We start from the raw sequence: 10,646 nt of genomic DNA, 5'->3' as shown, positions 1-10,646 counted from the left end.
CGACGAGCGCTCGCCGATGCGGCAGTACGCGATCGTCGACTTGGACTCGTCGATGCCGGCCGCCCGGTACAGCTCGCGCAGCTCGTCCTCGCTCCGGAACGTGCCGTCCTCGTTGGCCGCCTTGCTCCACGGCACGTTGATCGCGCTGGGAATGTGTCCGGCCCGCTGCGCCTGCTCCTGCGGCAGGTGCGCCGGGGCGAGCAGCTTGCCGGAGAACTCGTCCGGCGAGCGCACGTCGACCAGGTTCTTGGCGTTGATCGAGGCCACCACCTCGTCGCGGAACGCCCGGATCGCCTTGTCCTGCTCCTTGGCCGAGTAGTTCGTCTCGTCCCGCTTGGCCGGGTCGGTGTTCAGCGGGCGACCGTCCAGCTCCCACTTCTTGCGGCCGCCGTCGAGCAGCTTCACCGCGTCGTGCCCGTACAGCTTGAAGTACCAGTAGGCGTACGCGGCGAACCAGTTGTTGTTGCCACCGTAGAGAATCACCGTGTCGTCGTTGGAAATACCCTTGGCGGACAACAGCTTCTCGAATCCGGCCCGGTCGACGAAGTCGCGCCGCACCGGGTCCTGCAACTCCTGCTTCCAGTCCAGCTTGACCGCGCCCGGGATGTGCCCGGTGTCGTAGGCGGCGGTGTCCTCGTCGACCTCGACGAACACCACGCCCGCAGTCTCCAGGTTCTCCTCGGCCCACTGGGCGGTGACCAGGACGTCTTCGCGGCTCATGGGGTTGTACTCACTTCCTTTGTCTCGTGACGGTGGAGCAGCAGGTAGGTCTCGCAGCCGAGGCAGAACCCGAAGGCGGCGTTGAGGAACGCGGCGGCGAGCGCGAACGCCGTGGCGAGCGCGCCGACCCAGCCGGCGCCCGCCGCGTAGCCGAGCACGCCGACGACGGCGAAGCCGAAGCCGACCGCCTGGGCGAACCGCAACGGCGCCGCGTCCTCCCGCTCGCCGGTGCGCGGCAGCCGGGGAGCGATCAGCGCCCGATAGAACAGCGAGTACGGGGCGTAGCGGAGGCCGGCGAACGCGCCGATGCCGAACACCACGGCCTGCGCGGCCAGCAGCGGCCACCAACCGGTGAGCAGCACCACGGCGAGCACCAGGGTGGTCACCCAGGCGGCGAACCGCGGACCGCGCGGATCGACGGGCGGATCTGTGGACATGTGCGGCCTCCTGACCCTGACACCGGAAGTGGTTCTGGCGCACCGGGAGGCGCGGTGCAGCGCACCCGGTCAGTCAGTCGAAGGACACAGGCTGCTGTCCACGCGGCAGTAGTCCACCGCGCGACGCCTGGTCAGCAACGCACACACGTCAGGCAGGTTACCGCCGATTTCAGGCTTCGGGCCGGGTGTCCAGTCCGTGGGACAGATGCGGGCGCAGCGCGTCGAGCAGCGCGTCGGGCCGCGGCACCCCGCCGACCCGCAGCAACTCGGTGCCGCGCGCGTCCACCGCGATGGTGGTCGGGGTGCGCAGCACGGACAGCTCCCGAGCCAGGCCGGGCCGGTTGGTCAGGTCCAGTTCGGCGTGCCGCAGCCCGTCGGTGCGGTCGGCGAGGTCGGCCAGCAGCACCCGGGTCTGCCGGCACGGGGCGCAGAACGTGGTGGACATCTGGACCAGGGTGACCTCGGCGTCAGGGTCCAGCACCGCGGCCACGTCGGCGGGCAACGGCGCCGCGCCGCCGGCCCGGACCCGGCCGGCCCGGGCCCGCCACCACAGGCCGGCCGCGGTGGCGATCACCAGCGTGGCCAGCAGGATCAGCGCGCCGGTCATCCGGTACCGCCGCCGAACGTGACGTTCTGCGCGATGCCCGCCACCACCAGCGCGCCCTGCTCGACGATCACCGCGGTCGGGGTGACCTGGAACGGCAGTGCCCCGGTCGGCACGGTGAACGCCAGCAGCTCCATCAGCGCCTGCTGGGCCTGTGCCGGAAGCTTCGTGTTGCCCAGCCCGCGGGTCTCCAGCCGCTCGGGCTGGAACGCGATCGACTGCTCGCCCAGCGAGATGATCCCGAACACGCACGGGTTGACGGACTGGCCGAGCACGTCGGCGGTGATGCAGATCCGCGCGCCGGCCGTGCTGTCCTCGGGGTCGGGCTTCTTCGGGGCCGGCGCGTTCGGGTCGGCGACCTGCGCCTCGCTGACCGGATCGATGGACAGCTGGGTGAACGTCTTCACCACGTTGTTCTCGTTCTGCGAGATGGCCCGGTTGACGTCCCCGGCCTTCACCCGGACCTTGCCCTTCACCTCGCGCACCTGCACGGTGGCCGTGCCGGAGATCAGGTCGCCGAGCGGGGCCTGCACGCCGTGCAGCTCGGCCTCCACCTCGACGTCGCGCAGGTCCTTGACCGGGACGCCGGTGGCCTTCACGTCGACCTGCTCGTACTCACCGGAGATCGCCTGCAGCAGGAAGGAGAACCCGTGCACGTCGACGGAGGGATCGTCGGACAGGCCGAACTCCTCGCGGGCCCGTTTGGACACCTCGTGCTCGAAGATCGCGGCGGCGGCGAAGTCGGCGACCACCAGCAGGCCGACCAGGACGACGAGGGTGATCACGATCCGGCGGACCGCCCGCGATCGTCGGCGTGGCGCCGGTGGGGTGTGCCGATTTGCCATCGTGGTCATTCCGCCCCGTCCTGGTGTCGGCTCGATGTCATGTATTGCCTGCCCGTTACGTTAGTGTTTCGGTCCTCACCAGCAGTCCCTGCAGCCTCAGGACGCCCCGTCCGGCCTGTGACCAGGGCGTCATGACCACGACATCTGGCCGGTATCCGGCTATTCTCCCGGAAAGCCGTCGAGCGTATCGAGAGGCGGGCCCATGAGCCTCGACCTGCTACTGCTCACCGCTGACCCAGCGCCGGGTTCGGTGTTGCCATCCCTGATGTTGTTGCCGCACAACGTGCGCACCCAGGCTCCGGAAGTGACCGCGTTGCTGGACGCCGGGTCCCGCGACGCCGTGCTGGTGGACGCCCGGATCGACCTGGCCGCCGCCAAGAGCCTGTGCCGCCTGCTGTCCAGCGGCGGCGACAGCGTGCCGGTGGTGGCGATCGTCACCGAGGGCGGCCTGGTGGCCGTGACCTCGGAATGGCGGGTCGACGAGATCATGCTCCCCACCGCCGGACCGGCCGAGGTGGACGCCCGGCTGCGGCTGCTCACCTCGCGCGGCGGGCCCACCGGGGCCGGCGCGGACGGCGCGCTGCGGCTCGGTGAGCTGGTGATCGACGAGGCCACCTACATGGCCCGGCTGCGCGGCCGCCCGCTCGACCTCACCTACAAGGAGTTCGAGCTGCTCAAGTACCTGGCCCAGCACGCCGGGCGGGTGTTCACCCGGGCCCAGCTGCTGCAGGAGGTCTGGGGCTACGACTTCTTCGGCGGCACCCGGACGGTGGACGTGCACGTCCGGCGGCTGCGCGCCAAGCTCGGCAGCGAGCACGAGCAGATGATCGGCACCGTGCGCAACGTCGGCTACAAGTTCGTCCAGCCGCCCAAGTCCGGCGCGGCGCGGCGGGAGCCCCGGTCCACCGGGGACCGCATGCCGGTGGACGCGCTGTAATTTGGCCCTTGTGGGTGCGGTGCTCTGGTTCGACCGGCTGTCCGGCGACGATCTCGAGCGGGTCCGCGGGCTGCTGCGCGCGGCGCATGACCGGGACGGCCGGCCGGAGGTGGTGGCGCGGACCGGTCCGCTGCCGCGCGAGTTCCGCGCCGGTATGCACGGGCTGCTCAGCGGGCCCGATGCCGCGCTGGCCGGCTACGTGCACGTGGACACCGAGGGTGACGCGCGGGGCCGGCCGGTCGCCGAGCTGATCGTGCACCCGGACCGGCGCGGCCAGGGGCTGGGCTCCGTGCTGGCCGAGAGCCTGGTGTCCCAGGTCACCCGCCGTCCGCTGCGGGTCTGGGCGCACGGCGACCACCCCGCGGCCGCCCGGATCGCGCACCGGCTGGGCTTCGCCCGGGTCCGCGAACTGCTGAAGATGCGGCTCGACCTCGCGGCCGGCGAACCGCCGCTGCCGGCGCCGAGCTGGCCGCCCGGGGTGCGGCTGCGCACGTTCGTGCCCGGGCAGGACGAGCCGGCCGTGGTCGCGGTCAACCGGCGGGCCTTCGACTGGCATCCGGAACAGGGCGCGCTGACCGTGGCCGACGTCGCCGCCGCCGAGGACGAGCCGTGGTTCGACCCGGAGGGCTTCTTTCTCGCGGTGGACGGCGAGGACCGGCTGCTCGGCTTCCACTGGACCAAGGTGCACAGCGGCACGCCCCCGGAGGGCGAGGTCTACGTGGTCGGCGTCGACCCGGACGCGCAGGGCGGCGGGCTGGGCCGGGCGCTCACCCTGGCCGGGCTGCACCACCTGCACCGGGCCGGCCTGGCCACGGTCGTGCTCTATGTGGAGTCGGACAACGCACCCGCCGTCACCGTCTACAGACGACTCGGGTTCGGCCTCCTGCTCACCGACGTCCAGTACGAGCACGGGTGAGCACGCTCACGCACTTTGCGATGCCATGTTCACCCCGCGTTCACCCCTAGACGGCCGGGTGTCCACCGGAGCTGCTTAGCGTCCAGCGCGACATAGGCACACACTCCAGGTGCGGAGGATCACGTGAAGATCAAGCGGCCCGCGGCCGTGCTCGGCCTCGCCGTCGCCGCCGCCCTCGCGCTCAGCGCGTGCGGCAGCGACGAGAACACGCCGTCCGATAGTTCGCCATCCAACGCCGGCACCGCTGTGGACTGCGGCGGCAAGAAGGCGCTCTCCGCCAGCGGCGCCACCTCGCAGACCAACGCGATGACCCGGTACGTGACCGCCTACGAGGCCACCTGCGACGGGTACACGCTGAACTACAACGCCAACGGGTCGGGCGCCGGCATCAAGGACTTCAACGGCAAGCAGAGCGACTTCGCCGGCTCCGACTCGCCGCTGAACAAGGACAAGGGCGAGGTCGACGCGGCCAAGACCCGGTGCGGCAGCGACGCCTGGAACCTGCCGACCGTGTTCGGCCCGATCGCCATCACCTACAACGTCTCCGGCGCCGACGGCATCGCGCTGGACGGGCCGGCCCTGGCCAAGATCTTCCAAGGTCAGGTCAGCACCTGGAACGACCCGGCCATCGCCGCGCTCAACAGCGGCAAGACGCTGCCCGGCGACAAGATCGTGGTGATCTTCCGCAGCGACGAGTCGGGCACCACCGACAACTTCCAGAAGTACCTGAAGACCGCGTCGAAGGGCGCCTGGGCCAAGGAGACCGGCAAGGTCTTCAACGGCGGCGTCGGCGAGGGCGCCAAGGGCAACGAGGGCACCTCGGCGGCGGTGAAGAGCACGCCGGGTGCGATCACCTACAACGAGTGGTCCTTCGCCAAGCAGCAGAAGCTGCAGATCGCCAAGATCGTCAACAGCGGTGGCGGCGAGGCGGTCGAACTGACCACCGACAGCGCCGGCAAGTCCATCGAGGAGGCCAAGCTCAAGGGCAGCGGCAACGACCTGGTGCTGGACCTGGACTCGATCTACGGCGCCTCCGCCGCGGGCGCGTACCCGATCGTGCTGGCCACCTACGAGATCGTCTGCTCGAAGTACCCCGACGCGGAGGTCGCCAAGGCGGTCAAGGCGTTTCTGACCGTCGCTGCCACCGACGGGCAGAAAGGCCTGGCGGACAACGGCTATATTCCGATGCCCAAGTCATTCCAGGAGAAGCTGCTCAACTCCGTCGCGGCGATCTCCTGATCGTCCCGCACCGGGATGAGTGACCGTAACCGGCGGACCGCTCGCCCGGATCGCCCAGGCACCCTGGACGATCCGGGCGAGAACCGTGAGATTGGTGCCATGACTGACGATGCCCCCGGCGATGTCACAGGCGGTGCCGGAGCACCCGCGCCGGTCCGTGGCGGCGGGCGCCGCCACGGCGACGCGGTGTTCCGCGGCATCGCCACCGGCTCCGGCCTGGCGATCGTCGTCGCGATCGTCCTGATCGGCCTGTTCCTGCTGATCCAGGCGGTGCCCTCGCTGGCGGCGAACAAGGCCAACTTCCTGTTCAGCCCGCTGTTCGAGACCAACGACCCGGACAACCTGATGTTCGGCATCCGGGACCTGCTGATCGTGACGGTGCTGAGCTCGCTGCTCGCGCTGGCCATCGCAATGCCGATGGCGTTGGGCATCGCGCTGTTCCTCACGCACTACGCGCCGCCGGTCCTCATGCGACCGTTCGCCTACCTCGTCGACCTGCTGGCCGCGGTGCCGTCCATCGTGTTCGGCCTGTGGGGCATCCGGGTGCTCGCGCCGGAACTGGAGCCGGTCGCCCGCTGGGTCAACGACACCTTCGGCTGGTTCTTCCTGTTCGACGGGGGCAACGTGTCGATCGCCGGCGGCGGCACGATCTTCACCGCCGGCATCGTGCTGGCCGTGATGGTCCTGCCGATCATCACCGCGGTGACCCGGGAGGTGTTCCGGCAGACCCCGACCATGCAGATCGAGGGCGCGCTGGCGCTCGGGGCGACCCGCTGGGAGATGATCCGCACCACCGTGCTGCCGTTCGGCCGCAGCGGCTACATCGCCGCGTCGATGCTCGGCCTGGGCCGCGCGCTCGGCGAGACCGTGGCCGTCCTGGTGATCCTGCGCGCGTCGACCAGCCCGGCCACGTTCAGCGTGTTCGACGGCGGTTACACGTTCGCCTCCAAGATCGCCTCGGCCGCCTCGGAGTTCAGCCAGCCCCTGCCCACCGGCGCCTACATCGCCGCCGGCCTGGTGCTGTTCCTGCTGACCTTCGTGGTGAACGCGATCGCCCGCAGCATCGCGGGCGGGAAGGCCCGGCCCGAATGACCACCACCGAGTCCCTGGTCGACCGGCCGGCCGCGCCGCCGGCCTTCCAGCATGTCAGCGCGGTCCGCAAGACCAAGAACATGATCGCGACGGTGCTGGTCACGCTGGCCTTCCTGATCGCCATCGTGCCGCTGGCCTGGCTGCTGTACACCGTGGTGAGCCGGGGCATCGAGGCGATCTTCTCGGACGGCTGGTGGACCCACTCGCTCAAGGGCGTGCTGCCGGAGGAGTTCGCGGGTGGCGTCTACCACGCGCTGTACGGCACGTTCGTGCAGGCTTTCATCTGCGCGCTGATCGCCGTCCCGATCGGCATCATGGCCGCGGTCTACCTGGTCGAGTACGGCCGGGGCCGGCTGGCCAGGGTCACCACGTTCATGGTCGACATCCTGTCCGGGGTGCCGTCCATCGTGGCCGCGCTGTTCATCTTCGCCCTGTGGATCTCCACGTTCGGCTTCCCGAAGAGCGCGTTCGCCGTGTCGCTGGCGCTGGTGCTGCTGATGCTGCCGATCGTGGTCCGCTCCACCGAGGAGATGCTGCGCCTGGTGCCGGACGAGCTGCGCGAGGCTGCCTTCGCGCTGGGCGTGCCGAAGTGGAAGACGATCATGCGGATCGTGCTGCCCACCGCCATGTCCGGCATCGTCACCGGCGTGATGCTGTCGATGGCCCGGGTGATGGGCGAGACGGCGCCGGTGCTGGTGCTGGTCGGGTACAGCCGCTCGATCAACTACGACGTCTTCGAGGGCAACATGGCCTCGCTGCCGCTGCTCATCTACAACGAGCTGGGCAACCCGGAGGACGCGGGCGTCCTGCGGGTCTGGGGCGCGGCCCTGACCCTGATCCTGGTGATCATGTTCTTCAACCTGCTGGCGGCCGTGATCTCGCGGTTCTCCGCCATCAAGACGAAATAGGCGGCGGTCATGGCGAAACGGCTCGACCTCAAGGATCTCAACCTCTACTACGGCAAGTTCCACGCCGTGGAGGGGGTGTCGGTGTCCGTTCCGCCGCGGATGGTCACGGCGTTCATCGGGCCGTCCGGCTGCGGCAAGTCCACGGTGCTGCGCTCGCTCAACCGGATGCACGAGGTGATCCCCGGCGCCCGGGTGGAGGGCAAGGTCCTGCTGGACGGCGAGGACATCTATGCGTCGTCGGTGGACCCGGTGTCGGTCCGGCGCACCATCGGGATGGTGTTCCAGCGCCCCAACCCGTTCCCCACCATGTCCATCCGGGACAACGTGGTGGCCGGGCTGAAGCTGGCCGGCACCCGGGACCGCAAGCGGCTCGACGAGGTGGCCGAGCGGGCGCTGCGCGGGGCGAACCTGTGGACCGAGGTCAAGGACCGGCTGAACAAACCCGGCGGCGGGCTGTCCGGCGGGCAGCAGCAGCGGCTGTGCATCGCCCGGGCGATCGCGGTGCAGCCGGACGTGGTGCTGATGGACGAGCCGTGCTCGGCCCTGGACCCGATCTCCACGCTGGCCATCGAGGACCTGATCGGTCAGCTGAAGCGGGACTACACGATCGTCATCGTCACGCACAACATGCAGCAGGCCGCGCGGGTCAGCGACCAGACCGCGTTCTTCAACCTGGCCGGCGTCGGCCAGCCCGGCCGGCTGATCGAGGTCGACGACACCGAGAAGATCTTCTCCAACCCCAGCCAGAAAGCCACCGAGGACTACATTTCCGGCCGCTTCGGCTGAGAACTTCCGCGCAACGCGAGCAGCACCGCCGGGCCCAGCGCGACCACGGCGAAACCGACGATCCACCACAGGCTGCCGGCGAACACCCCGGTCAGCGTGTCCCGGCTGGCCGGGTCGGTGAGGCGGCCGACCGCGGCCAGGCTGCCGCCGGTGGCCGGGAACGTGTGCACCAGGGACAGCTGCAGCACCACCGCGAGCACCGCGGTGCCCAGCGACATCCCCACCCGGACCACGATGTTGGCCACCGTGGTGCCGGAGGCGATCTCGGCGCGGCCCACCGCGGCGTAGGCGGCGGCCTGCATCGCCGGCAGCACCAGGCCGTGCCCGAGGCCGCCGAGGAACAGCAGGGCGGCGAGCCCGGCCAGGCTGGTGTCCGGCTCCAGCCGGGTGTACAGCGCGACGCTGGTCGCCATCGTGACGACCCCGGCGACCGCGACCCCGCGCGCGTCCCGGCGGTCGGTCAGTCGCCCGGAGATCGGCATGGTCACCATCGCGCCGAGGCCGAGCGGCGCCAGCATCGCGCCGGCCACCAGCGGGCTCTCCCCGCGCACCAGTTGGAAGTACAGCGGCAGCACGAACGACAGCCCGGACATCACGCCCGCGTAGGCGAACAGGCCGGCGCAGGACAACCCGAACGACCACCGGCGCAGCAGCGTGATGTCCAGCAGTGGCCGGGCATGCCGGGTGGCGCGCAGCCCGAACCCGAGGATCAGCACGGCGCCCGCCGTGCCGGCCAGCAGCAGCCGGGCGTTGTCCTTGCCGGCCTCGGACAGCCCGTAGACCAGCAGCGCGATCCCCGGCGACAGCAGCGCCAGGCCGCCGAGGTCGAGCCGGTTCGGCACCCGGTCGCGGTCCCTGGGCAGCATCAGCATCGCGAGCACCACGGCCACCGCGCAGATCGGCACGTTGACGAAGAACATCCAACGCCACGAGCCGCCGCTCACGATCAGTCCGCCGAGCACCGGCCCGAGCACCGGCGCGAGCATGGCCGGCACCGCGATCACCGCCATGATCCGGCCCATCCGCTCCGGGCCGGCCGCCCGGGCCAGGATGGTCTGCCCGACCGGCATGATCAGGCCGCCGCCGAACCCCTGCAGCACCCGGAACGCGATCAGCGCGCCGATGGACCAGGCCGCACCGCACAGCACCGACCCGGTGATGAACAGCAGCAACGCCACCAGCCACACCCGCCGGGTGCCGAACCGGTCGGCCGCCCAGCCGGTCACCGGGATGCTCATGGACAGGGCGAGCAGGTAGCCGGTCATCACCCACTGCACGGTCGCCAGCGAGGTGTGGAACTGGTGGCCCAGCTCGTTGATCGCCACCACGACGATCGTGGTGTCCAGCAGGGTCATCACCGCGCCGGCCAGGACGACGAGCGTCAACCGGCGCAGCTGCGGATCGATGGCGGTGCGCGATGCGGCGACGGTCATTGCGCAAGGGCAGCACGGTCGCGTGGAGGACCGGTCGAAACCATCGGCCGGTATCTCTTCGAGACCGGTTGGTGGCAGGCTGTGCCGGGTGGTGGCCCTGCCGAGAAGGCTGACCCTCGCGGTGTCGTTGGTCCTGCTGCTCACCGGCTGCTCCGGACGGCCGATCCAGCTGCCCGACCCGGCCACCGACACCCCGCTCCTGGAGCGGGACGGCCCGCTGCGCACCGTGCGGATGAACGCCGGCCGCGCGCTCACCTACGTCCAGCCGGAGACGGCGGCGCAGATCCTCTGCCAGGCCGTGGACCGCCACCGCCTGGACCGGTTGTTGGACGACCAGGTGAGCCTGCGCCCCGAGCGGCCCCCGGAGGCGGCCTGCACCCTCGGCGGCGCCCGGGTCGCCCTGCGCCTGAGCCTGCAGCCGGCCGACACCCCCTTCGCCCCCACCGCCACGATCGCCGGCCGCCCCGCCATGCCGCTGCCCGACAACGCCGGTGAGGTCGGCGTCCGCGTCGCCCTGACCGACGACCTCCCCACGCTGCGTCCGGCCAGCCCCGCCCGCCCACTCCTGGACGTCACGGTCGTCCATGGTCCGGCCCTCGACCCCACCGCCCGCCGCGAACTGGCCATCCGCCTGGCGATCGAAGCGGTCCCCCTGCTCACCCTCGCCGGCGACCCCCTCCCCGACATCGACCCCACCGGCCGGATCCCCTACACCGAGTCCCCGCTCAT

At 70.8% G+C, this 10,646-nt stretch carries 12 protein-coding genes; 7 read left to right on the top strand and 5 right to left on the bottom strand.

Annotated features, from left to right (window positions below):
* The 4 genes from VFO68_RS33825 to VFO68_RS33810 form a co-directional block, all read right to left on the bottom strand.
* Positions 1-720 (bottom strand): sulfurtransferase (locus tag VFO68_RS33825; RefSeq protein ID WP_325162515.1); only part of this gene is annotated, 720 nt, incomplete at its 3' end.
* Positions 717-1,157: a DUF4395 domain-containing protein gene (locus VFO68_RS33820; protein ID WP_325162514.1), complete on the bottom strand. Its 441-nt coding sequence runs from the start codon at positions 1,155-1,157 to the stop codon at positions 717-719. The genes VFO68_RS33825 and VFO68_RS33820, both read right to left, overlap by 4 nt.
* A gap of 169 nt (positions 1,158-1,326) precedes the next feature.
* Entirely contained in the window at positions 1,327-1,764 is a 438-nt protein-coding gene (locus tag VFO68_RS33815) for a thioredoxin family protein (protein ID WP_325162513.1), read from the bottom strand.
* A complete protein-coding gene (locus VFO68_RS33810; protein WP_325162512.1) occupies positions 1,761-2,606 on the bottom strand; it encodes a DUF2993 domain-containing protein in 846 nt (281 codons plus the stop codon). Before VFO68_RS33810 ends, VFO68_RS33815 begins: the two co-directional genes overlap by 4 nt.
* A gap of 202 nt (positions 2,607-2,808) precedes the next feature.
* Between VFO68_RS33810 and VFO68_RS33805 the strand changes: the two genes are divergently transcribed.
* The 6 genes from VFO68_RS33805 to pstB all read left to right on the top strand — a co-directional run bounded on the left by VFO68_RS33805 (position 2,809) and on the right by pstB (position 8,484).
* Complete coding sequence (locus VFO68_RS33805; RefSeq protein WP_325162511.1) at positions 2,809-3,543, top strand: response regulator transcription factor; 735 nt, start codon at positions 2,809-2,811, stop codon at positions 3,541-3,543.
* Positions 3,544-3,553: 10 nt separating this feature from the next.
* Positions 3,554-4,459 (top strand): mycothiol synthase, encoded by a 906-nt coding sequence (gene mshD / locus VFO68_RS33800; protein ID WP_325162510.1) that lies wholly within the window; start codon positions 3,554-3,556, stop codon positions 4,457-4,459.
* 123 nt (positions 4,460-4,582) lie between these two features.
* A complete protein-coding gene (gene pstS / locus VFO68_RS33795) occupies positions 4,583-5,698 on the top strand; it encodes a phosphate ABC transporter substrate-binding protein PstS (protein ID WP_325162509.1) in 1,116 nt (371 codons plus the stop codon).
* Between the two features lie 99 nt (positions 5,699-5,797).
* Positions 5,798-6,790 carry a phosphate ABC transporter permease subunit PstC gene (gene pstC / locus VFO68_RS33790; RefSeq protein ID WP_325162508.1) on the top strand — a complete coding sequence of 331 codons (993 nt, stop codon included), beginning with the start codon at positions 5,798-5,800 and terminating at the stop codon, positions 6,788-6,790.
* On the top strand, positions 6,787-7,698 hold the full coding sequence (gene pstA, locus VFO68_RS33785) for a phosphate ABC transporter permease PstA (protein ID WP_325162507.1): 912 nt from the start codon (positions 6,787-6,789) through the stop codon (positions 7,696-7,698). The genes pstC and pstA overlap by 4 nt, the downstream gene beginning before the upstream one ends.
* A gap of 9 nt (positions 7,699-7,707) precedes the next feature.
* Positions 7,708-8,484 carry a phosphate ABC transporter ATP-binding protein PstB gene (gene pstB, locus VFO68_RS33780; RefSeq protein ID WP_325162506.1) on the top strand — a complete coding sequence of 259 codons (777 nt, stop codon included), beginning with the start codon at positions 7,708-7,710 and terminating at the stop codon, positions 8,482-8,484.
* On the opposite strand, the gene VFO68_RS33775 is transcribed toward pstB, so the two are convergent.
* The gene (locus VFO68_RS33775) at positions 8,460-9,917 is read right to left on the bottom strand and encodes a DHA2 family efflux MFS transporter permease subunit (protein ID WP_325162505.1); all 1,458 of its coding nucleotides are present in this window, start codon (positions 9,915-9,917) and stop codon (positions 8,460-8,462) included. The two genes, pstB and VFO68_RS33775, sit on opposite strands and share 25 nt — an antisense overlap.
* Before the next feature lie 88 nt (positions 9,918-10,005).
* Here VFO68_RS33775 and VFO68_RS33770 point away from each other — a divergent pair.
* On the top strand, positions 10,006-10,646 hold a 641-nt coding region (locus VFO68_RS33770; protein ID WP_325162504.1), incomplete at its 3' end, for a hypothetical protein.

Source organism: Actinophytocola sp. (assembly GCF_035712165.1).
Classification (GTDB): domain Bacteria; phylum Actinomycetota; class Actinomycetes; order Mycobacteriales; family Pseudonocardiaceae; genus DASYTH01.
Note: the sequence above shows the minus strand (reverse complement) of the source record. Positions and strands in the feature narration are given on the sequence as shown.

Bases quoted from the DNA above. Each gene is read 5' to 3' on its own strand.
- VFO68_RS33820 (WP_325162514.1), bottom strand. From the start codon at position 1,157: ATGTCCACAGATCCGCCCGTCGATCCGCGCGGTCCGCGGTTCGCCGCC.
- VFO68_RS33815 (WP_325162513.1), bottom strand. From the start codon at position 1,764: ATGACCGGCGCGCTGATCCTGCTGGCCACGCTGGTGATCGCCACCGCG.
- VFO68_RS33810 (WP_325162512.1), bottom strand. From the start codon at position 2,606: ATGGCAAATCGGCACACCCCACCGGCGCCACGCCGACGATCGCGGGCG.
- VFO68_RS33805 (WP_325162511.1), top strand. From the start codon at position 2,809: ATGAGCCTCGACCTGCTACTGCTCACCGCTGACCCAGCGCCGGGTTCG.
- pstC (WP_325162508.1), top strand. From the start codon at position 5,798: ATGACTGACGATGCCCCCGGCGATGTCACAGGCGGTGCCGGAGCACCC.
- pstA (WP_325162507.1), top strand. From the start codon at position 6,787: ATGACCACCACCGAGTCCCTGGTCGACCGGCCGGCCGCGCCGCCGGCC.
- pstB (WP_325162506.1), top strand. From the start codon at position 7,708: ATGGCGAAACGGCTCGACCTCAAGGATCTCAACCTCTACTACGGCAAG.
- VFO68_RS33775 (WP_325162505.1), bottom strand. From the start codon at position 9,917: ATGACCGTCGCCGCATCGCGCACCGCCATCGATCCGCAGCTGCGCCGG.